We start from the raw sequence: 22,229 nt of genomic DNA, 5'->3' as shown, positions 1-22,229 counted from the left end.
GCCGCAATGGCGGCGGGAGGCGTGGTCCATGGCGTCCGGGGAATTTGGCGTTGACGGCGCGTGTGAGTGGCGAGGGGGCCGGTGGTCGGTTTCCCCTACAGGAACCGTTGCCCCCGACTGATGGACCTGCCATTCAGGATGGATGACGACCGCTGACACCGATTTCGAGATTTTTCTGGCCGGGCCGCCAGGGCTGGAATCGGTACTGTGCGAAGAGACACGCCTGAAGGGTTTCAAGCGTCCTGCGGTCGTGCCGGGCGGGGTTGTCACCCGAGGCGGCTGGCCGGAGGTGTGGCGCGCCAATCTCTGGATACGTGGGGCGTCGCGCGTCCTGGCGCGTGTTGATTCCTTCCCCGCTGTTCACCTCGCCGAGCTCGAGCGCCGGGCGCGGCGTGTGGCCTGGGCGTCGGTCCTGCGCCCCGACGTCTCGTTTCGCGTCGAGGCGGTCTGTCTGGGCTCACGGATTTATCATGAGGGCGCGGCGGCCGAGCGGATTGAGACGGCGATCAAAAGCGCTCTCGGCGCGCAGGTTTCACCTGTGGCTGAGGTCGTGGTCCGGTTGCGGATCGAGCGTAATATGTGTGTGCTGAGCGTGGACACGTCGGGCGAGCTGTTGCACCGGCGCGGCTACAAGCAGGCTGTGAACCGGGCGCCGTTACGGGAGACGTTGGCTGCGCTGTTTCTGCGCCAATGCCGTTTCGACGGTGTGGAGCCGGTGGTCGACCCGATGTGCGGGTCGGGAACATTTGTTATCGAAGCAGCTGAAATCGCGGCTCGGCTCAATCCGGGACGCGCACGTAATTTCGCGTTCGAACGCCTGGCCACGTTCGACGAGGAAGCGTGGCGGGCCATGCGCGCGCCAAAGGGTGTTCGCACGCCGACGGCGCGATATTATGGCCGTGATCGGGACGCAGGGGCGATCGCCATGAGTTGTGAGAATGCTGAACGTTCTGGCGTCACGGCATTCACCGACTTTCGGTGCGCGGTCATCAGCGAGGCGGCGCCACCCGATGGACCGCCCGGCCTTGTGATGATCAATCCGCCCTATGGTGCGCGAATTGGGGACAAAGGCGAATTGGCGCCGCTCTACGGCGCGCTTGGCAAGATTCTGATGCAGCGTTTCTCCGGGTGGCGCGTGGGGCTCGTGGCTAATGATTCCGGCCTGGCTCACGCCACAGGCCTTCCGTTTCTGCCCAATGACGCCCCGGTGCCGCATGGCGGCTTGCGGGTCACGTTGTTTCAGACTGATCCGCTGAGGTGAGGTCGCATGTCCGCGTGAGGAGAGGCCGTGAGTTGACAGGGCGTTCCTCTCGTGCAGCGCGATCTCGTGTCGACGTTTAAGTAATTTCAAAATTCCTATTATATAAATGGCTTTTTCTATATAAATCTAAAGTTTTTCTGGAATTCTGGATTGCGTGACAGTGAATGTTCAGCGTGATCAGGACGGCTATGCCTTGCGGCGTCCCCGTCCGATATGGCGATCTTGTTTCAATCAAAGCTGCTTTAGCGAACCGCCAGCGGTGCGGATTGCGCGTATCGGCCGCACTGCGCCGCCGCATTCGGGAACAATGCGCGATACTCGGCGGTGGGCGCAGGGGTGAGGACCGCCCACGCGGCGAATGCGTCCAGCGCCGTTGCGATCAACGCCGCAATCAACAACGCCGATCGTCGCGCGGCGTGGCGGGCATTGACATCGGGCGCGTCAGGCAAGCGTCGATTTTCCATTAATCCACAAAATTCCAATAATAATGTCCAGGATTGCGAAGAGTCCTAACGCGCCCCATTTCCATGTCGTATTGAGGCTACGCGCCGCCCGCCAGAATACGACGATCATCAGGGGGTTGGCGGGCACAATTCGGTAGATGGAGTTCAGTCCTGTCGACACGGATAGGAGCCATGTGACGCCGAGGATCGCGCTCTCTATCCGGAAGCCGACGGCGAACGCCCATATCAGCACGATCGGTTCGATGACGGCGAACGGAACGAGGGTGGCTGCGTGCGGAAGGCGCATTCCAGCAGCAATGTGAGAAAGGGGATTGTTAAAATGCCGTCCCCAGCCGCTTTGCACGTGGGAAAACGCCAGTGCGTCGCCGGTCGTGTGATGGAGGTACAGCATATAGGCCGCCAGACCGCTGACGCCGATTGCAACCAATGCGGCGCTTTCGGCGACGGCGTCGCCCAACGACGATGCGCCTGCTTTCCGAAGCATGGCGGCCTCGCTCTGCCGATCATTCTTCATGGCCGTAAGCACGTGCGCCACCGCTAGGACAAAGAGAATTGGGGCGCCGGTAGGCCTTGCCGCCGTCATGAGCGCTCCGGCGACGCCTGCCTGCAGCAGGGCGCCCGCCTGTAGCCGCGTGAGGCAGAGCATGAGCGTCAGGCCGAACAGCGTCTCGCTATAAGGAAGCCGGAACCACAGTCCCAATGGATACAGCAGGAAAAAGAAACAGAAGAAACGGGCGTCTCTGATGCCGTGCTGTTTGCGGGTCCAGTCAAAAGTGAGCCAGAGCAGGATCGGGAGCGACACGGCGTTCAGCAACAGGCCAGCTGCCGCGACGTTCAATGTCGTTACGACGCTCACCAGTCGCATGGCGAGAGGAAAAAGCGGAAAAAAAGCCCATGAGCCCTGACCTGGCAGGGCCTCGGGACCAGACTTCACAAGAGCGCCATAACCTGACCGTGCGATGGCGGAATACCACTCGCAGTCCCAATGGCAGGCCGAGCGGACGACGCCCGAACGCCATGCGAGCATAACGCCGAGCGCGAGAAGAATTGCATGCGTCGTCAACGCCAGCCGCAGTGGAAAGCGGCTCCAATGCAGTCGCGCGGGGAGGGTCAGACTCAATTCCGGTCGCTGCACGAACGCCCTGCTCCTAAAATCCGGCGATCGACCCCGGTTTTGCGCCGAAATCCGGGCAAAATACGCCGCCAGCTTAACCGAACGCCGCCGCTAATATTTTGACATAAAGTAACGTATCCAAAAAGTGGAGACGTCGCAGGGGGACTCTTTCGCATTATTTTGGTCGTCCAGCTCTCGACACAATCGCGGGAAGTTCGGGCGCGACTGCTCAACAGCGTTCTTCCGATGCGGTAGCCTGCGCCCGACAGAAACACGGCGAGCAAGGAACAGCACCGTAATGACGTATGTGATCGACGCGCCGAAGCAGGCGAGCGTGAGTGTGGCTGGCGAGGAAGCACGGTTTCCGGTGCGCCGGATCTGGTGCGTCGGACGCAACTACGCCGAACACACGCGTGAAATGGGCGGCGACCCGTCGCGCGATCCGCCGATTTTCTTCTCCAAGCCCTCCGACGCCGTCACCGAAGAGCAGGATCTGCCTTTCCCTGTTCACACGGACGACCTGCATCACGAGGTCGAACTGGTGGTCGCCATAGGTGAGGAGGGCGCTGACGTTCCGGAGGAACGCGCTCTGGACCTTGTCTACGGCTACGCCGTTGGCCTCGACATGACCCGTCGGGACCTTCAGGCGATCGCGAAGAAAGGGGGGCAGCCGTGGGATCTGAGCAAGGGCTTCGACCAGTCCTGCCCGATCAGCCCCATCGCGCCCGCAGCGCGAAACGGACATCCGACATCGGGGAAAATTGAGCTCACGGTAAATGGGGAAGTAAGGCAGTCAGGAAATCTCGATGATCTGATCTGGTCCGTGCCGCAGATCATCGCGTTTCTGTCGACCTATGTTACCCTGCGTCCCGGCGACCTGATCATGACGGGAACGCCGTCGGGCGTCGGCCCTGTGCGGGCTGGCGACATATTGCGCGCGGAGTGCGAGGGCGTCGGCTCTTTGCAGGTGACTTACGTGGCGCGGGATTGATAGCGGCAGTCATTCGTAATCCCTGCGTGGCGCACGCGCGCGACAGAAAAAGGAGCACGACGATGGAATATCGCCAACTGGGCCGTTCGGGCCTGCGTATTTCCGCGCTCACGATGGGAACGATGACGTTCGGCGGGCGCGGAAATTTCGCGAAGACCGGCAATGTCGATCTGGCGGGCGCGAAACGTCAGATCGATCTCTGCATCGAGGCCGGGATCACGATGTTCGACACGGCGGACATCTACTCCACCGGCGCGTCCGAGGAAATTCTCGGTCAAGCCCTGAAGGGGCGTACGGAGGAGACGCTCGTCACCACGAAGGCGCGCTTTCGCATGGGGCCGGGCCAGAATGACGCGGGCCTGTCCCGCCAGCATCTGATCGCGGCGTGCGAGGCCAGTCTGAAGCGACTGGATCGCGACCACATCGATCTTTACTACCTGCATGAATGGGACGGCCTGACGCCGCTGGATGAGACGCTGGAGGCGCTGGATGCGCTGCGTCGCGCAGGAAAGATCCGCTATGCGGGCGTTTCCAATTTTTCCGGCTGGCATCTGATGAAAGCCCTGTCCATCGCGGAGCGTGACCGTCTGATCGCCCCTACCGCGCAACAGATTTATTACTCGTTGCAGGCGCGCGACGCGGAGTATGAACTTTTGCCGATCGCCGTGGATCAGGGAATCGGCGTACAGGTGTGGAGCCCGCTCGCAGGCGGTCTTCTCTCTGGCAAATACCGCCGCGATCAACCGACGCCACAGGGGCGCCAACTGGAGAACTGGGGCGAGCCCCCGGTTCATGACAAGGAGCGTCTGTTCGACGTCGTGGACGTGCTGGTCGCCATCGCGGAAGAGCGTGGCGTTTCACCAGCCGAAGTGGCTCTTGCATGGACGGTTGCGCGCCCCGGCGTCACGTCTCTGGTCATCGGCGCCCGAACGGAGGAGCAACTTCTTTCGAACCTGAAGGCGGCGGAACTTCATCTGTCGGCGGAGGAGACGACGAAGCTGGAGGAGGCGAGTCGTCCGCCGCTGATTTACCCCTACTGGCATCAGGCGAGCACGGCGAAAGATCGGCTCTCGGCGGCCGACCGGGTGCTCATCCGGGAGTGATTTTGGGGGCGACGCATTGGCGCGACTATCGCGGTCGCGCCAATGCGTGGTTTGCACGAAATTTTGAACTTGGACGATCAAAAGGGTAGAACGCCCGGATCGCAACAAACTGTGTCTGATCTGATGCCTCTCCCCCTGTCCTCGCTCGCCACGGATTCAGCAGGCGACGTCGCCCATCTGATTGAAACCGCGCTGACGCCGGTTTTCATGTTGTCCGGCGTCGGCACCCTGTTGAATCTTTTCAACACCCGCTCCGCACGCGTGGCCGATCATATCGAAAAGGCGTCCGACCTGCTGGACGACGAGGTGGACATGCACGCCCGGCAGAGTTTGCACCGCCACCTGTTTCATCTCCGCCGACGGACGTTCGTGCTCGACGTGTCGATTCTGTTCGCTGGCCTCGCAGGCGCGACCACTTGCGGCGCCGCTTTTGTGCTGTTTCTCGGCAGCGTCCGCGACGCGTCTATCGCCCTGTGGCTGGTGCTTATGTTCGGCGCCGCCCTGCTTGCGACCGTGGCCGCGCTGGCCGCGTTCCTTGTCGATTGCCTGCTCTCCTGGAACAGTCTGAAGAGTGAAGGGCCGTTGCCGAAAAGCGTGAAGCGCAGCGGAAAAGCTGGGTGAATCGACGTGCAAAAGTGGAGCGCGCTCGGACCTGATTTGTGTCAGCGCCGGATTGAAATGTCCTACTTTGGCTGAATAGAAATGTTCTTCCTGTCGGCTTTGGCGTTAGTGTGTCGTCGCTCAGGTTGTACTGTTCTGGAGGCCGGACATGGGACTGGTGTTGATGGATGATCGAGACCTGCGCCGGGTTGGGGTGCTGTCCGAGGTGCTGCTGTGCGGGATTCGCACGCCAGGGCCGTCGCCTGCCTGGAGCGCCTGTGCGCGCGTGGCACCGCTCCGCTCCGCTCCGCTCCGCCTTACGGCTGCGCAACGCCCTTAGGTCATTACTCTCATGAAGAGGCGCACTTTGGCTTGAGCCCGCAGGCACAAAACTTGGCCGCAAGCCAGGCTCGCCTTACCGCGAGAAGTCAGTGATAAGTGACGTCTTTTTTTTTGGTGTAACGGAGTGTCTGTTTTGTGATATATGCCGAAAAGGTCACAGATTGTCGATAGTCTCAGGGCGAATCGCTTTGGGAAATATGATTAAAACCACGCGTCGAGGATGGCTGGCTCGAGATAGGGCGTCACCTGCACCAGATACGACCATTGCGCGTCAAACGCGGCTTGCTTGAGATAGGGGCGGTGGAACATCTCGAAGACGGCGTGCCCGAGTTCTTCGTTCGATGCGTCATACCCGATGTGGATATCCATCGCACACCTGTCAGCCATCTTGGCCTTGGAGAGTTGAAGACAATCCAAGGTCGTACGAATATTGGTGTACCTGCGACTTTCGCCTAACGTGTCAACATCAACGCCAAGCTCAGCCTTTAGCTGCGACTTAATGACCTTACTTCTTTCAACTGCACGCTCGCGGAGCTGGGTAATATACTCTGCTCGCCCCTCGAAGTCGTCGCGACGAATATGCTCATGGCATGATGACTTCGATAGCGCGTTTTGCACATAGGTCCCAAGCTGAGCGGGCGACATTGGCAGTGGCGCATACATGATCGGGTGGTCGGGATCGACTCCAGAAGTACCGTTCGCCCACTGCCAGCTAATGACGCATTTCTTGTGTAGCATAATACTGATGTGCCGGTTCTGGGTGGGTGGTTCGTGAGGATGAAAGCGGTTCAGTATGGGGCTGGCGGCAGGCCTTGCGACGACATCGAACATGGTAAGGTTCATGATGCGGCTCTGAACCCAGGTCCTGTTCTCTCGGCGATAGGCGACTATTCCCACCGGAGGGGTAATCTTGCCATGATTAATACGATTGAGGACCAAGGCAGGCCTACGCTTTAGAAACCAAGGTTTGTGGAGCATAGAATTTGGTCTACTATCCTTTGGCACTGGTTTGGGACGGATGAGATCTCCCACTAGGTAGTCATCGAACATGCCACTACTTCTCCACCTATGTTCTTGGACTTTTAGGGTAGTCGACTTTAGGAGCGCAAGCGGCCCATCTTCTTTTCGTAAGCCGTCGTCAGCTTGGAGCCCGCGTTGTGAGGCCTGTTTCGCCTATCGGCTGCACAGGCCTCACAACACGGCGGACACGCGAAAGAGGGCATTTCTATCTGGTTGCAACAATTTGTGTGCAGATAAAAAATTTCGTCGGTTGTGACTTAGATACGAAGCGCGCGACGATTGGTGAGTGCGTCGCCTCCTGAAGCCTGACGCACGCTTTGCACAGAGTTGCGCCCCGGATATCGTGCCGCCATGAACATACATGCACCACGCGCCGTCCGGCGCATCTTTCTGGCCGTGACGGTCTCAATGGTCGGTATCGCCGCTCATGCCGCGCCGCCGGCCTCGTCCACACTCGATGCAATCGAGAAAGCGCATTTTGACGCCGAATGGGCGGCGAGTCCGGTTTCTTCGACCCTGTTCGGCGTCCACAATGCCGATAGCGCACTGGATGACGTCTCCGTCGCCGCGACCGCCGCGCAGACGGCGCGCCTGCACCGCGAGAAGGATGCGCTGACCGCGCTTGACGTCTCCGGCTTGTCTCAGCGGCGTCAGGACGACAGGGATGTCCTTGTCGCCGAGATCAATGGCGAGTTACTCTCGAACGAGCGTCTCCAGCCTTATGCGCATAATCCCGACAGCTATGTCTCGCTTGCGACCAACGCGCTCTACAGCCTGATTGATCGGGACTTCGCGCCGCTTTCTGATCGCATGAAGAACGTCATAGCGCGGGAGAAGCTAATCCCAGCGATGCTGGCGACAGGCGAGAGCCAACTTACACAGGTTCCCGCGATTTTCATCGAAATTTCCAAAGAAAATCTCGCCGGAGCAGTGTCTTTCGTAAAAGACAACGTGCCCGAAGCTTTCGCCGAGGTGAAGGACCCTGCGTTGCAGGCGCAATTACGGGCCAGCACCGCCAGCGTGCTTGACGCTCTGCATACGTTTGGAACGAAGCTCGAAAGCATCAAGCCGTCCGGCGGTTTCGCGCTTGGCGCCGATACGATGAAGGCGATGCTGGCGGCGGATATGGTGGATGCTCCGCTCGATACAGTGATCGCTGCGGGCCGCGCGCAACTGAAGCGGGATCAGGTCGCGTTCCATCAGGCCGAGCGAGAGGTCGATCCATCCCACCCGAAAAACGCGCTCGCCGAAATCCGCAAGGATCACGTCGCGGCTGATGCGCTCAACCAGCTGGTGCGCGATCAGTTGAAGGACGCGCAAAGTTTCGTGACGACGCATCGTATCGTGACGTTGCCCAACGCGACCTTGCCGGTCGTGATGGACACGCCGAGCTTCCAGCGTTCCCTGATCACCGCCGCGACGGATTGGCCGGGTGCTTTCGAGATGAAGGCGACGACGTCGTTTTACTACGTGACGCCCATCGACCCGAAGCTGGATGCGAAGAAGGCTGAGGAGTCCCTGGAGGATTTCAATACGCCTTCACTCCTGAACATCACTGTTCATGAAGCGATGCCCGGACATTTCGTGCAGGGTCTGTATCTGCGCGCCAACCCGGACTGGACCCTGACGCGGAAAGGGGCGCAGTCCTATTCCACGACGGAGGGATGGGCACATTACACCGAGCAGATGATGGTGGAGCAGGGTTTTCACGCTCAGGACGCCAGGCTGCATCTGGCGCAGTTGCAGGACGCTCTTCTTCGCGACTGCCGTTTCCTTGCGGCTTTTGGTATGCATACGCAGGGAATGTCTCTGAAGGACGCGACCGGAATGATGCAGCGCGAGTGCTATCAGTCGTCCGTCATGGCGTACAAGGAAGCGCGTCGTGGTACTGCCGATCCCGGATATTACTCGTATCTGCTGGGAAAGTTGATGATCCTGCATCTGCGTGAGGATATGCGGAAGCGGGACGGAGCCTCATTCTCTTTGCAGAAGTTTCATGACGGGTTGTTATCTTCCGGGTTGGTGCCGATGAAGATCATTCGCCGTGAATTGACCGGCGCCGACGCGCCGATGCTGTAGGGCGTGATCCATTCGCGGACCAGTGCCCGGCTTGCGCGGATATTTCTATCTGATCAGACGATTTTTTGATCGAATGACGTATTGGAGCCTTAACTGTTTGCGCCGATTCACGGACGAGGCTCCAGCTTGTTGTCCTGGCGAGCATCGTGATCCCGCCGGAGGCTTCTCTCTAATCGGGTGGCGCTTTAAACGCCGGGATTTTTCCGGTCGGGCGACGTGAACACCCACGCGTCGTCGCCGCGCGCCAGCGCCGCCAGCGTTTGACCGGCCTGCTCGGCCAGTTTCACGGCTCGCTCCGTTGGCGCGGACACGGCGACCAGCGCGCCAATCCCCGCAGCGACCGATTTCTGCACCATATCGAACGAGCAGCGGCTGCTTATCGTGCAAAATCCATCTAACATATCAAGATTTTTCCTCGACGTCGCCCCGATCAGCTTGTCGAGCGCATTGTGCCGCCCAACATCCTCCCGCACGAGAACGATATCGCCATCGAGAGTCGACCAGGCCGCAGCGTGCAGCATATGAACGTCTCTGTTAAGAATCTGCCTGCCGCGTAGCTCAGCAAGCGTTCGTGCGACTGCTGCAGCCCTCAGTGCGGGAGAGGTGACGGGGCGCAGCGGACGCATGAGCGCGTCCGTATCTTCGGCGCCGCAGACGCCGCAACTGCTTCGAACCGGCATGCTCCTGCGGCGCGCGAGCACGGTTTTCATCGCCGCGCCCGATGTCGCGATTTCAGCGATAAGACCGTCCACGCCGTCGCGAATTTGTATCGAAGCGATTTCGTCAGGCGCTGAAACCAATCCCTCGGTTAGCGAGAAACCGATAATGAAATCTTCGATGTCGCAGGGCGTCACCATCATAACCGAGTAAGGGACGCTGCTGTAAATCAGCGACAGCGGCGTCTCGTCCGCTATCGCCAGTCTGCGCGCGTCGTGTGAGCCGTCCCCCAGTCGGGCGACAGTTCTCCAGAACGCAGGATCGTAAGAAGTCTGGGAAGAATTCGTCATGGCCGGATATTTTTCGTATCGACGCATGACGCCTTTTGGCGCGTGCGCGCCATGGCCAGATCATGCGGGGTGTTGATGTTGAAGAAAGGGTCGCCGTTCTCGACAGGAAACTCAACAACCCGCCAGACGCCAAGAGTTTCCATAAAATCACGGACCCGCCACGCAGCCGATTTTCCTTCGGTCGGGCGGGCGTCCGCCATGCGCTCCTCGATCCACCGCCGAAGTTTTGGCGCGGCTGCTGTCGGCCAGCAGGCGACCAGTGGGTGCGTTCGCCCGCCTGATGACGCTACGGAGAGCGGCGCAGTCAGTTTCTCGGTTAGATTGGACGGGATGAAGGGCGTGTCGCCTGGTACGGTCAGAAGCCTGGCGAAGCCTTCGCGGTGCGCCCATTCAAGTCCGGCAAGCACGCCTCCAAGAGGGCCGACGCCGGGGATGGGGTCGGCGAGCATGGGCTTTTCAAGGGCCGCCGACGCCGGGTTCCGCGTGTTCGTGCTGATCGCGATGGCGTCGCAGGCGTCCTGCAAGGCGGCGACGAGCAGGGACAGGGGCGTCGCGCCACCGAGATCCAGGCTGGCCTTGTCGACGCCATTCAAACGCCGCGCTTCGCCGCCAGCAAGAATAAGCGCGGCATGGCGGCGGTCGTCGCTCACGTCGTCCTCCCGGATGCGTGCAGGAAGTTCGCGCATTGCTTTATGATCGCCTCCGTGAGCAGTGGCGGCCCTTGCGGCCACAGGCCCGTTCCTGAAATAGCATACGCGCTGCACTGCGATTACGCAGCCCTGCCGGGCGAGCGCATGGCGTGAGAAGGACGGTGTAACGGATGAAGCCTCCATTGCTGATGGGAATCGCCGGACGAAGCGGAATGGGAAAAACCACGCTGATCGAGCGACTGATTCCGGCGCTGGCCGCCTTGGGAAAGACCGTGTCGACGATCAAGCACGCCCATCACGGCTTCGATCTCGATCGGCCGGGAAAGGACAGTTTTCGTCACAGGGAAGCGGGCGCGCGTGAGATCATGCTGGCGACGGGCTCACGCTGGGCGTTGATGCATGAGCAGCAGTCGACGCAGGAAGAGCCGGACATCGACAGTCTGGTGGGGCGCATGGAACCGGTGGACATCATTCTGGTCGAAGGGTTCGGCGCCCGTTTACCAGTCGCTCTGGAGGTGTGGCGTCGGGAAGTCAGCAAGCCGCCGCTATGGCCCGAACGTCCTGCTGTGCGCGCCGTCGCTCTTGGTGACGCTTGCGACCTGGCCGACCTGCCGCCCGCTCTCGTGACATTCAGGCTGAGCGATGTTGGTGGGATTGCGAGTTGGGTCGTCGATAACGCCTGTCCTGCCGTTCGAAGGGCCACGGGAGAATGATGGGCGTTCGGTCGCGTCGAAGGCGTCCGCGACGCATAAGCCCGCGGACGGCCCCATGCCGTAGGGAGTCAGGAGGCGTGGCGTTCAGCCGACGCCAACGCCCGCCGACATGAAATAGCGATCGACGGCGTCGCGCATCGCTCCTGCGACCATGGCGCGGTGTCCGGCGGCGCGCAGGGCGGCTTCATCCATGCGGTTGGACATGAAGCCCATCTCGACAAGCACGGACGGGATGTCCGCCGCCTTCAGGACAACGAAGGCCGCATGTCGGTGCGGATTGCTGAGCATCGTCAGGCGGGACGACAGGGAAGAGACGACGGAACTGGCCATATGCGCCGATCCGCGTCTTGTCTCTTCTGAAACAAGGCTCGCCAGAATCTGCTGCACGGCGGGCGACGTCGCGTGGACATGCGGTCCGCCGAACAGGTCCGCGCTGTTTTCGCTCTGCGCGATGGTCGCGGTCTGGCTGTCGGAGGCGTTGCTGGACAGGGTGTAGACGCTGGCGCCCCGGACGGAAGCGTCGTGCAGAGCGTCGGCGTGCATGGAGATGAACAGTTCCGCCTTGTGCGCCTGCGCCATATCGACGCGCCCTTCGAGGGGAATGAAACGGTCGCCGGTCCGCGTCATCGCCACGCGATAGCGGCCCGTGGCGAGCAATTGCCGCTCAAGCTCATTGGCGGCCGCTTCAGCGACGTGTTTTTCGAAGGTGCCTGAATATCCAATGGCGCCCGGGTCTTTTCCGCCATGACCCGGATCGAGCATGACGAGCGGAAGGGGGGCGGCGGCTTTCCGGATCACCGCAGGCGCATGCAGGGGGGCGGTATGCGTGGGAGATGAATGCGGCGCGCTTAATGTATGGGCGTGGGAGTGCGATCGCGCGAAGGTCGCTGCCGGGACCAGAGGGGCGAGGCCCACGAAAAGGGTCGCGCGGCGGACAAGATCGACGCGTTCGGTCGGCCGGGAGGCGACGTCGATCCCCTTCGAGCCGCAACCGTCAAGCAGCCCCTGTTTGAACTGTCGGGTTTGCGCAGCATGCCCGGTCGGGACAGGGGCGCATGTTCTCTCGTTTTTCGTCATCTGGCCTTCCGGGTATGACAGGGGGACAGTTTCATATTTTCATGCCTAAGTCATTAATTCATGCACTTGTGGCGGTTTCTTGATGTCACGAGGGATCTGTCCGGGCAGACGCGTCACGCGCCGCTTGCGCGGGGCGCCCATTTCGGTCATGGTATTGTCATGTGGCATGGTCGATCACAGGCCTGCCGCGTGGCCGCCTTCTGACACCGCCTGTCGCCGTTTTTCGGCGAACGGCGCGGTTACGGGTCGGCGCAGACCTATTGCCGATCGTAAGGATGGATGAAAGCTAGTCTGATCAGGCTGACAGCGCGCAAGGCAGGTCGTGGCGACATTCGCCCGGTCCCGGCGCCGCTTCTGTCCGCACTGCTCAAGAGCGCTCCGCCGACCGCGATCGCCAACGCCACCACTGATCGTTCAGTCGATTTTCCCGACGCGTTCCCCCGCGTAGCCCGGTCGTTGTCCGACCGGTTGCGCCCGGCTGGAAGAACGCGCGGGCACCGGAGTTTTTCTTTTTATGACCAAGCGTATGCTGATCGACGCGACGCACGCGGAAGAAACCCGCGTCGTCGTGATGGATGGTAACCGTCTCGAGGATTATGACGTTGAGGCCGCCAACCGCAAACAGCTCAAGGGAAATATCTATCTCGCCAAGGTGATCCGCGTCGAACCGAGCCTGCAGGCTGCGTTCGTCGAATATGGCGGCAACCGCCACGGGTTCCTCGCCTTCAGCGAAATCCATCCCGACTATTACCAGATTCCGGTCGCTGACCGAGAGAAGCTGCTGGCCCTTCAGGAAGAAGACGAAGCCGCAGCGCAGGAGGCTGAAGAGGCCGCCGAGGTTGAGGGGGCACCCGCTGAGAGCGGTGATGTCGATCCTTCGGCTGACGTAACGGCCGAGGCTGAGGGCGGCGAGTCTGTCGCTTCCGACGATCATGCACGGTCGACCCCGGATTACGTGGGGGGCGAGACCGACACGGGAGAAGAAGCTCTCGTCCAGAAGCGCATGGCGCGCTTCCTGCGCAGCTACAAGATTCAGGAAGTCATCCGCCGCCGCCAGATTCTGCTGGTGCAGGTCGTCAAGGAGGAGCGCGGCAATAAGGGCGCCGCGCTGACCACCTACGTTTCGCTCGCTGGTCGTTACTGCGTGCTGATGCCGAACGCCCTGCGCGGTGGCGGCGTCTCCCGCAAGATCACGGCCGTCAGCGACCGCAAGCGCCTGAAGGAGATCATCGCCGAGCTGCAGCTTCCGCGCGGCATGGCCATGATCGTCCGCACAGCCGGGGCGCAGCGTCCGCGTCCTGAGGTCATGCGGGACTGCGAGTATCTGCTGCATCTCTGGGACGAGATTCGCGAGCATACGATGAAGTCGGTCGCGCCGACGCTGATCTATGAAGAGGCCAGCCTCGTCAAACGGGCGATCCGCGACGTTTACACCCGCGACGTTGAAGAGATCGTCGTGGATGGAGAGCCCGGCTGGCGCTCGGCGCGCGACTTCATGCGCATGCTGATGCCGCAAAGCGCGCAGAAGGTCGTGCTGTGGCGCAAGGAGCACCAGCCGCTCTTCAGCCATTATCAGGTCGAAGGGCACCTCGACGCGATGCTGTCGCCCACCGTCCAGCTTCGCTCCGGCGGCTATCTGGTGATCAACCAGACCGAGGCGCTGGTGTCGATCGACGTCAACTCCGGCCGCGCGACACGCGAGCGGAACATCGAAGAAACGGCGGTCAAGACCAACCTCGAAGCAGCCGACGAAGTCGCGCGTCAGTTGCGTCTGCGTGATCTGGCCGGTCTGATCGTCATCGACTTCATCGATATGGAGTCCCGTCGTCACAACGCACAGGTCGAGCGGCGTCTGAAAGACGCACTCCGCAACGACCGGGCGCGCATTCAGGTCGGCGGCATCTCGCATTTCGGCCTGCTGGAGATGTCGCGCCAGCGGCTTCGCCCGTCGGTCGCCGAAACGGCGTTCATGGCCTGCCCGCACTGTCAGGGCACGGGCATTGTCCGCGGGATCGAAAGCTCCGCGCTGCATGTGCTGCGCGCCGTGGAGGACGAAGGGGCGCTGCGCCGCGCTTCGGAAGTCACCGTCCATGTGGCGGCTGACATCGCGCTCTACATCCTCAACAACAAGCGCGACTGGGTGAACGGCATCGAGACGCGCCACAAGATGCGCGTCTACTTCGCAGCCGATGCGACGCTGCCGCCGCCGCAGGTGCGGATCGAGCGTCACAAGCCGCAGACCGCGCGTTTCGACGCGCCCGAGGCTGCCGCGACGCCGGTGACGACGGAAGCGACGGTCGCCGCTCTTGAGAACCGCCCGGAAGTCGTGGCTGATGACGAGCGGCCGACACAGTCCCGGCCCGCCCGCTCCATCCCGATTGCGGACGCTCCGCCGGTCGTGACTGCGGATGAGCAGGACGAATACGTTTCAGTGGACGCGCCCTCCGACGCACGTTCCGAAGCTTCTGCGGCTCCGCGTTCCGAGGAAGGGGACGGTGAGCAACCGCGCCGTCGCCGTCGCCGTCGCCGTCGTCGTGGCGGTCAGCGCGACAACGCTCAGAATGGCGAGCAGGCGCAGTCTGGTCAGGCTGACGAGGCGTTCGGCGCGCAGGACGACGATGATGACGCGGACGATGCCCCTGTCATCGCGGCGGACGCGCCGAATAGCGAAGACGCCGCACGTGCGGCCGAGAACCTCGTGCCGGGGCGAATGCGTACGCGTCATTCCCGTAAAGGGCAGTCGGAAAGCGAGGCCGTTCAGGAACGGCCGCAGCAGCGCCAGCCTCAGGCTCCGGCCCGTCCTGCTTTCCAGCAGGCGCCCGCGCGTCCGCAACAGCCGCGTCCTGCTGCGGCTCCGGTCTGGCGTGGCCCCACTCCGGCTGACCCGTTTGGCGGCAATTTCGACATTTTCGACATGATGGATCAGGCTGAGCGCGAAGAGGCTCCTCCGCCGCCGCGCGCGCACCAGCCTGTCGCAGTCGAAGTGGAGACGCCCGTCGTGGCGGAGCCTGCCGAGCCGGTGGTGGCCGAGGTGGAAGCGCCTGCCGTGGAACCGGCGCCGGAACCTGCCGTCGCGGAAGAGCCTGCGCGTCGTCCGGCCCGTCGCCGCCGTTCGGCTAAGGCCGCGGTGGAGGAAAGCGTATCCGTTGCCGATGCCCCTGCGCAGGACGCGGCTGAGGGGGAGGCGGCGGAGCCCGCGCCGCGTCGCCGGACCCGTACGCGCCGCGCCAAGACGACCGACGCGGAAGCGCCGATCGAATCGGCCGTTGTCGAGGTTGAGACTCCGGCTGCGACGAAGCCCGCCCCGCGTGACGCTGTCGTCGTGGAGCCGGTGGTGATCGGCGAAGACGCCCCGACGGGCAAGGCGCGCACCGGCTGGTGGAAGCGCTGAGCCTGCTGCCTGCCGGCCATTAACGGCTGGCAGGCAGCCGAACAGACTGGTCGTCCACGGCTCTAAAAACCATGGACGACCATCTTGCGCCACGCTTTGGATTGGGCGCTGCATCCCGACCATAAAAGCGTTGTGACGCCGTGCGAGATGACTTGCGGCGTCGGACCGAAGCGCCCATTTTTCTTCAATGGCCGCACCCTCCCGATCCTCCCTGCAAGCTAATCCAGCGCTTCTGTTCCAGCCCGAGCGGCTTCCGGCGAAGGAAAAGCGCTTCCGGATGGAGGTGGTCTCGGAATATGAGCCTGCGGGCGATCAACCGCAGGCCATAGCCGAACTGTCGAAGGCGGTCATGGAGGGCGAGCGGGATCAGGTGCTGCTTGGCGTCACCGGGTCCGGCAAGACCTTCACCATGGCGAAGGTCATTGAGGCGACGCAGAAGCCGACGTTAATCCTCGCCCCGAACAAGACGCTGGCGGCGCAGCTTTACGGAGAGATGAAGCAGTTCTTTCCAAATAATGCGGTCGAATATTTCGTCAGCTACTACGATTATTTCCAGCCGGAAGCGTATGTGCCACGCACCGACACCTACATCGAAAAAGACAGCCAGATAAACGAACAGATCGATCGTATGCGCCACGCCGCCACGCAGGCGTTGCTGGAGCGGAACGACGTGATCATCGTCGCTTCCGTGTCCTGTATCTACGGCATAGGATCGGTCGAGACATATTCGCGCATGGTCGTCCGTCTGGAGGCGGGCGGAGAGATCGACAGGGACAGGCTGATCAAGGCGCTGGTTGAGCTTCAGTACAAGCGTAATGACGCGGCTTTCGTGCGCGGCTCGTTCCGCGTGCGCGGCGAAAGCGTCGATATCTTTCCCGTACAGAATGAGGACCGCGCGTGGCGCGTGACCCTGTTCGGGGACGAGATCGACCAGATCATCGAATTCGATCCGCTGACGGGTGAGAAGACCGCAGATTTGCAAGAGGTCAGCCTCTACGCAAACAGCCACTACGTCACGCCGCGCCCTACGCTTAATCAGGCCGTCGTCTCCATCAAGCAGGAACTTCGCGAGCGGCTCGACCAGTTCACGAAACAGGGCAAATTGCTGGAGATCGAACGCCTCCAGCAGCGTACGACCTTCGATCTGGAGATGATCGAGACGACGGGCGTCTGCAAGGGCATCGAAAACTACTCGCGCTATCTGTCGGGTCGGAAAGCCGGGGAGCCGCCGCCGACTCTGTTCGAGTATCTGCCCGAGGATGCGTTGCTGATCGTGGACGAAAGCCACGTCACCGTGCCGCAGATCGGCGGCATGGAGCGCGGAGACCACGCGCGCAAGTCGATACTGTCGGAGTTTGGTTTCCGGCTGCCGTCATGTCTCGACAACCGCCCTCTGAAATTCGAGGAGTGGGAGAGCTATCGCCCCCAGACTGTCTTCGTCAGCGCGACGCCGGGACCATGGGAGATGGAACGGACGCAGGGCACGTACAGCGAGCAGGTGATTCGCCCGACCGGATTGATCGACCCCGTGACAGAGGTGCGTCCCGTCGAGAAGCAGGTGGACGACCTGCTTGCCGAATGTCGCGACACGGTGGCGAAGGGGGGGCGGGTGCTGGTCACGACGCTCACCAAGCGGATGGCGGAGGATCTGACCGAGTATCTCGACGAGGCGGGGATCAAGGTGCGCTATCTGCATTCCGACATCGACACGCTGGAGCGGATCGAGATCATCCGCGATCTGCGCCTGGGCGCGTTCGACGTGCTGATCGGCATCAACCTGCTGCGCGAGGGACTGGATATTCCCGAGTGTTCTCTGGTCGCGATTCTGGACGCGGACAAGGAAGGCTTTCTACGCTCTCGCACGTCGTTGATTCAGACGATTGGCCGCGCCGCCCGTAACGTGGACGGCCGGGTGATCCTCTACGCCGACAAGATGACTGACAGCCTGCGATACGCCATCGAGGAGACCGCGCGCCGCAGGGAAAAGCAGGCTGCATGGAACGCCGCCAACGGGGTGACGCCTCAGAGCGTCCGCAAGCAGATCGGTTCTATCGTCAATTCGGTGTTCGAGCAGGATTATGTGACGGTCGCGCCGACGCAGGAGGGTAACGAGGAGTTTGTCGGCAAGTCTCTGGAGGCCAGCATCGCCGAACTGGAGAAGCGCATGCGCGCCGCTGCCGCGGATCTGGAATTCGAAACAGCCGCAAGATTGCGCGACGAGGTCAAGCGGCTCGAGGCGCTGCAACTTGGGCTCGAACCGCCGCCTGTCGCCACGTCGCGCCAGGGGCGTAAGGGCGAGGCTTCGGGACGGAAGAAGGAATTTGCTCCGACGCCGCTGGGGCCGGGGGGCGGAGGCTACGACCCTTCGAAAAGGCGCAGCGGAGCTTCCGGGAGGGGAAAGGCGCGGAAGACCACTTCGGCCTGAGGGAGATTTTCAAAGCCTCAGGTGGAGATCGCGTTCAGGCTCAACCGATCTCGACCAGCACCACGACGAACGGAACCACCGCCAGCAACAGCCATGCGCCCATGGCGAAGGTGGCGAAGAGATGAGCGGCCTTACGTCGGATGCGCTCCGGCGTGCTGCGCGTCACGCCTCCCATCTTCCCGACTTGCCAAGAGTTGCGCGCTCGCGTGGCGAGAGTGTCACCGGGCGTCTGATATGCGGAGTGCTCCATCATGTTCCCTTTCCAGCTTGTCCCGACGATGCGCCGCCGTTGCGTTCGCGCCGACCGTGCTCCCGGCTGCGTCAGAGTTGCAAGTTACCAACTGTCTCTGGCGGTTCGGTTATTTTGTGTTGTGAGATAAAGCGCGGCTCTAAGGCGAAATCGTGGCGTATTTGTAAGATGACGGACATCTTTTCGCTGTTATGCCGATAGAAGAGCAGGCGCGTAACGGTTCAATACCTTGCGGCGGCCTTAGCCCATTCATGGAAATGGACGCGAAATCTCTCGAACACTGCGAGTCGGCGGGGAGGACGCGACGGCGCCTCGCGGTTTTGCCTGCGTGATGACAGGAATGGTTCGCGGCGTGTTGGGCGGTGTCGAGAGAGCGGTCAGCGTACCAGAAAAAGATGTCGACTGCGCGGAGAAAATAAATATATGCGTTTTATTTCAATGTCTTGCTTTGATCGATATCTGACGATAAGCGCCGCGGTCCCCGAAGTTGTGACGAATTTCGATCAATGGCGGCGGAGCGCCGACCATGCTGAACGCAAGGGCTCGCAGGGGCGCCGCGGCGTGACATAATCTGCTGTGCGGGCGCTGATCCTGCCAACGCACAATGCGGGTGACGGCTACTCAGGACCGAAGCAAAAGCTGCAAATGTTCAGCCATAAAAAAAGCTCTGATGTGCCAATCTCGCCCCCGACGACTTCGGGAACACATCCCAAAATCGGGGCGCAAACAGAAACGTCACAGCAGGTTCGTTACAAAACGACGGAATAATTTTCGCCCGCGAGACCCTGTGGGTGCGATTTCAGCGCGCAAGAGTCATAAAACGCGCAGCGTCGGAAAGGTCGGCGGCGATAGTCGCAATCCGGTCAAGCAGCGCGCTGTCCTCGCCCCACCGCGCCATCTGCACCTGCTCGTCCAGAGTCGTCAGGGAGACGGCGTCGTCCACGGGCAGGACGCCGTCCATAAGCGCGAGACCCAGCACGAGACTCCCGAGCGCCGGGACCGCCACGCCCAGACCAGCCAGATCGGAATCAGACGCCGCAACAAGCGTGGCTTCAAGCCGCTCAAGAGCTTCCTGTGGCTGCGTGACGGGCATCAGGCCAGTCGTCTTGACCAGATTGGCGCCCAGTCGCGTGGCGCTCCACGCAAGCCACGGCGCCAATTCGGCTTGCTGCCGCTCAGCAAGCGCTCCGCCTTCGTCGGTCCAGTAGCACAGTGCGTCGTTCTTGCCGTATTCCATAAGCGTGCTGATCGAATGGGTGCGGTCCGGCGCGACGCGCTCTATCATTGTGCCGGTGATCCGGGTCAGCGGCAGGTCGAGCGGCCCGAAGCGCTTCTCCACATCGTCCCGCCCCGCGCGGCTCCATTCTTCCGCCAGCGCCTCGGCCAGCGCCCGAGACGACACGCGCAACGGCGCCCCTCCGGGAAGCCGGACAGGGCGCCCGTCGAGAGCGACGCCGAACTCCTCCATCTCGTCAACGATGGACGCTTCGCTCCAGAAGCGTTTTTTCAGGCCGGACGATGAGCCGGGGACAGGGCGTGGACTCATGGGCGTCCGTTCGTCCGGTGCGTCAATGGAACAACCCGTGCAGCAGGTTCATCAGTTTGTCAGCTTTCCGGGTGGAGGCCGGAGCCGCGGCCGGACCTGGACCTCCCTCGCGGGCTGCGGCCAGAAGATCGGGGCAGGGGTCCGCCTCTCCGCCGCTTCCGCCGACGGTGATGGCGAAACGTCCGTTCGACCCCGGCTCCAGGTGCGGCGATGGGGAGGCGAGCGAGCCGCCGACGCCGACGGGGGATGAGGCTGACGCGCCGCCGACGCCGATATGCGGAAGCAGATGCAGGTCCAGCGCTCCGTCGGCAAGGCCGACGGTTCCATGCCCGCTCATGGACAGGAGATCGGCTTCCAGCCCCAGCCGGTCGATCGTCGCTCGCTGGTCCGCAAACTGCATATGCGCGCCGAAGCAACGCAGACCGATATTGCCGTGGACGGGAATGCTCTGGCCAATCAGGCTGGCCAGCACCGCGCCGTTCACGCGACCGCCGACCATCGACGCTCCGGCATGTCCGGTCAGGCTGCTTCGCCACGCTGCTGCGGATGCGCCGTCGGCGGATACGTCGCCTACGATCTGCAGCGATCCATCGACAAGGCCCTGTGCGCCCGACCAGAACGCGGCGGCCGTCGAGGGGACGACTATGGGGGAAGCGCTAATGGTCAGATGCGGCGTTTCGTTTGATGCGTCGTAGGTGAAGCGGGCCGTCTGCGCGACGCCGGAGCCGGAGCCGCGTATGGGGTCCGCCGTCAGAACGTCCTTGTCGAGCGTGACGTGCGCCGAAAAGTCGGTCCACGCCACGGAACGCCACGTCACGCGCTGCGCCGCGACGTCGAGCGTCGCCTGTGTCGCGCGCATCAGCGCCGTCGGGTCATGCGCGCGCAGGACCGACACAGGGGCGTCGCTCGAGACGTGACCGTCGGCTTTCAGGCCGTTCAGCGTTGGTTTTTCTGGACCGAAGGCGAGGGATGGCAGTGAACCGTGGATGTCCAGCGCCGTGCGACGCCCGCCCGCGACGCCGTCCAGCGTAAGCGACGACTGCCCTTCAACAAGGGCGAGCTTCACCGGTAGGGCCTGATCGTCAGGCGCGCGCAATGCTCGTCCGGTTTCTTCAAGCGTCCCGAGCAGGCCGTGCAAACTGACAATCTGGTCTCCCAGCTTGCCGTCCACCGCCACAGCAACACGGTCGGTGGGTTGCGAAGCGTCGAAGGCCAGGCTGTTTGTCCGCAGATTCGGCAGGACAGCGTGGAGGTCGGTCGATCCCGCGTGCAGATGCAGAGTCTTCAGGACCGCGGCCGCGCCGTCGCCGCTGACGGCTGTCTGAAGGGAGACGTTTCTCGACTCCGGTAGATTTGCGTGTGGAAACAGCGCGTTCAGGGAACGAAGGTCGTCGAGCGTCCCGGTGATCTGTAATGCGTAGCCGGTGGCGTTCGCCGGGTTTTGGATCGCGCCATCGACATGCAGCGCCCCGGAAGGGCGTTTGTCGACGGCGAGAGTGGTGGTCAGGTGAACGGGCCAGGGCGGCGTCCCCGGGGCGACGGCGAAAGGCGGGAACGGGCCAGTTGATCCAGCCAGCGTGTAGGTCGCGGCGGCGCGGCGGCCATGAATGTCGAGGGAAACGACGTTGTTGGTCAGGCCTGAAATATCGGCCTTGTCGAGCGTCGTCGCGCCGGACATGCGACGCACGCGGTCGTCCCAGGTAAGGGAGCCTTCGCGCACGTGGACGGCGTCGACGGCGACGTTCCACCGCACATGCGCACTGCTATCGGACTTTTCTTCACCGGTCGTCGCGATTTGAGGCGGCGCGGCGAAACGCCAGTTGGCGCGCCCGTCGTCACTCCGCTCCAGCGACAGGGAGGGCTTCATGAACGTCACGTCGTCGAGCACGAACCGGTGGGAGAACAGCGGCGTCAGCGCCAGTCGGGCGCGCACCTCTTCCGCCGTGAACATCTCGACCCGCCCGCCATCGGGCATGTCCGTCAGCCCCACGCCTTTGGCGTCGATCCATGGATAGGGGAGCAGCCAGACATGCAGCGAGTCGATCCTCAACTGCCGCCCGGTCTGGCGCTGCATCGCGTTGACGAGGCGCGCGCGCAGCCAGTCGGCGTCCATAAGCGCCGACGCCGCAGTCGCGCCGACCAGAACGATGGCCAGCCCGCCAGCGGCGACGCCGATCCTGCGCTTCAAACCCATGC

At 62.3% G+C, this 22,229-nt stretch carries 18 protein-coding genes; 9 read left to right on the top strand and 9 right to left on the bottom strand.

The features are described 5' to 3' along the window. Nucleotides 1-142: 142 nt before the first annotated feature. Nucleotides 143-1,261 (top strand): THUMP domain-containing class I SAM-dependent RNA methyltransferase, encoded by a 1,119-nt coding sequence (locus tag J2D73_RS13990; protein WP_207882234.1) that lies wholly within the window; start codon nt 143-145, stop codon nt 1,259-1,261. 242 nt (nt 1,262-1,503) lie between these two features. Here the strand turns inward: J2D73_RS13990 and J2D73_RS13985 are convergent, their stop codons facing one another. Next, the gene (locus J2D73_RS13985; protein ID WP_207882232.1) at nt 1,504-1,710 is read right to left on the bottom strand and encodes a hypothetical protein; all 207 of its coding nucleotides are present in this window, start codon (nt 1,708-1,710) and stop codon (nt 1,504-1,506) included. Beyond that, the gene (locus J2D73_RS13980; RefSeq protein ID WP_207882230.1) at nt 1,703-2,860 is read right to left on the bottom strand and encodes a hypothetical protein; all 1,158 of its coding nucleotides are present in this window, start codon (nt 2,858-2,860) and stop codon (nt 1,703-1,705) included. The genes J2D73_RS13985 and J2D73_RS13980 overlap by 8 nt, the downstream gene beginning before the upstream one ends. A gap of 277 nt (nt 2,861-3,137) precedes the next feature. On the opposite strand from J2D73_RS13980, the gene J2D73_RS13975 reads away from it, so the two are divergent. From J2D73_RS13975 to J2D73_RS13960, 4 genes are all read left to right on the top strand, one after another. Continuing rightward, nucleotides 3,138-3,830 (top strand): fumarylacetoacetate hydrolase family protein, encoded by a 693-nt coding sequence (locus tag J2D73_RS13975; protein ID WP_207882228.1) that lies wholly within the window; start codon nt 3,138-3,140, stop codon nt 3,828-3,830. A 62-nt stretch (nt 3,831-3,892) separates the two neighbouring features. After that, on the top strand, nt 3,893-4,933 hold the full coding sequence (locus J2D73_RS13970) for an aldo/keto reductase (protein WP_207882226.1): 1,041 nt from the start codon (nt 3,893-3,895) through the stop codon (nt 4,931-4,933). 123 nt (nt 4,934-5,056) lie between these two features. Further along, on the top strand, nt 5,057-5,554 hold the full coding sequence (locus tag J2D73_RS13965; protein WP_207882335.1) for a DUF2721 domain-containing protein: 498 nt from the start codon (nt 5,057-5,059) through the stop codon (nt 5,552-5,554). Between the two features lie 148 nt (nt 5,555-5,702). Beyond that, the gene (locus J2D73_RS13960; protein WP_207882224.1) at nt 5,703-5,873 is read left to right on the top strand and encodes a hypothetical protein; all 171 of its coding nucleotides are present in this window, start codon (nt 5,703-5,705) and stop codon (nt 5,871-5,873) included. 203 nt (nt 5,874-6,076) lie between these two features. Here J2D73_RS13960 and J2D73_RS13955 read toward each other — a convergent pair whose 3' ends face one another. Beyond that, nucleotides 6,077-6,718: a hypothetical protein gene (locus tag J2D73_RS13955; protein ID WP_243429964.1), complete on the bottom strand. Its 642-nt coding sequence runs from the start codon at nt 6,716-6,718 to the stop codon at nt 6,077-6,079. Between the two features lie 528 nt (nt 6,719-7,246). On the opposite strand from J2D73_RS13955, the gene J2D73_RS13950 reads away from it, so the two are divergent. Beyond that, nucleotides 7,247-8,974: a DUF885 domain-containing protein gene (locus J2D73_RS13950; RefSeq protein ID WP_207882222.1), complete on the top strand. Its 1,728-nt coding sequence runs from the start codon at nt 7,247-7,249 to the stop codon at nt 8,972-8,974. Nucleotides 8,975-9,159: 185 nt separating this feature from the next. Here J2D73_RS13950 and fdhD read toward each other — a convergent pair whose 3' ends face one another. Together fdhD and mobA are read right to left on the bottom strand one after the other, a co-directional pair. Then, a complete protein-coding gene (gene fdhD, locus J2D73_RS13945; protein ID WP_207882220.1) occupies nt 9,160-9,981 on the bottom strand; it encodes a formate dehydrogenase accessory sulfurtransferase FdhD in 822 nt (273 codons plus the stop codon). Next, nucleotides 9,978-10,667, bottom strand: a complete 690-nt coding sequence (gene mobA / locus J2D73_RS13940) for a molybdenum cofactor guanylyltransferase (RefSeq protein ID WP_207882219.1) — start codon at nt 10,665-10,667, stop codon at nt 9,978-9,980. The genes fdhD and mobA overlap by 4 nt, the downstream gene beginning before the upstream one ends. A 134-nt stretch (nt 10,668-10,801) precedes the next feature. Here mobA and mobB point away from each other — a divergent pair, with 134 nt between their 5' ends. Continuing rightward, nucleotides 10,802-11,344, top strand: a complete 543-nt coding sequence (mobB, locus tag J2D73_RS13935; RefSeq protein WP_207882218.1) for a molybdopterin-guanine dinucleotide biosynthesis protein B — start codon at nt 10,802-10,804, stop codon at nt 11,342-11,344. 84 nt (nt 11,345-11,428) lie between these two features. Here the strand turns inward: mobB and J2D73_RS13930 are convergent, their stop codons facing one another. Beyond that, nucleotides 11,429-12,421, bottom strand: a complete 993-nt coding sequence (locus J2D73_RS13930; protein ID WP_243429963.1) for an N-acetylmuramoyl-L-alanine amidase family protein — start codon at nt 12,419-12,421, stop codon at nt 11,429-11,431. A 514-nt stretch (nt 12,422-12,935) separates the two neighbouring features. Here J2D73_RS13930 and J2D73_RS13925 point away from each other — a divergent pair. Next, entirely contained in the window at nt 12,936-15,812 is a 2,877-nt protein-coding gene (locus J2D73_RS13925) for an Rne/Rng family ribonuclease (protein ID WP_207882216.1), read from the top strand. Between the two features lie 187 nt (nt 15,813-15,999). Further along, nucleotides 16,000-18,237: an excinuclease ABC subunit UvrB gene (gene uvrB, locus J2D73_RS13920; RefSeq protein WP_207882214.1), complete on the top strand. Its 2,238-nt coding sequence runs from the start codon at nt 16,000-16,002 to the stop codon at nt 18,235-18,237. Nucleotides 18,238-18,277: 40 nt separating this feature from the next. Here the strand turns inward: uvrB and J2D73_RS13915 are convergent, their stop codons facing one another. The 3 genes from J2D73_RS13915 to J2D73_RS13905 all read right to left on the bottom strand — a co-directional run bounded on the left by J2D73_RS13915 (nt 18,278) and on the right by J2D73_RS13905 (nt 22,227). Beyond that, a complete protein-coding gene (locus J2D73_RS13915) occupies nt 18,278-18,490 on the bottom strand; it encodes a hypothetical protein (RefSeq protein ID WP_086643480.1) in 213 nt (70 codons plus the stop codon). A 796-nt stretch (nt 18,491-19,286) separates the two neighbouring features. Further along, complete coding sequence (locus J2D73_RS13910; RefSeq protein ID WP_207882212.1) at nt 19,287-20,033, bottom strand: ATP12 family chaperone protein; 747 nt, start codon at nt 20,031-20,033, stop codon at nt 19,287-19,289. A 22-nt stretch (nt 20,034-20,055) separates the two neighbouring features. Continuing rightward, nucleotides 20,056-22,227, bottom strand: a complete 2,172-nt coding sequence (locus J2D73_RS13905) for an AsmA family protein (RefSeq protein WP_207882210.1) — start codon at nt 22,225-22,227, stop codon at nt 20,056-20,058. Nucleotides 22,228-22,229: the final 2 nt, after the last annotated feature.

Source organism: Acetobacter sacchari (assembly GCF_017377715.1).
Lineage (GTDB): Bacteria > Pseudomonadota > Alphaproteobacteria > Acetobacterales > Acetobacteraceae > Acetobacter > Acetobacter sacchari.
Note: the sequence above shows the minus strand (reverse complement) of the source record. Positions and strands in the feature narration are given on the sequence as shown.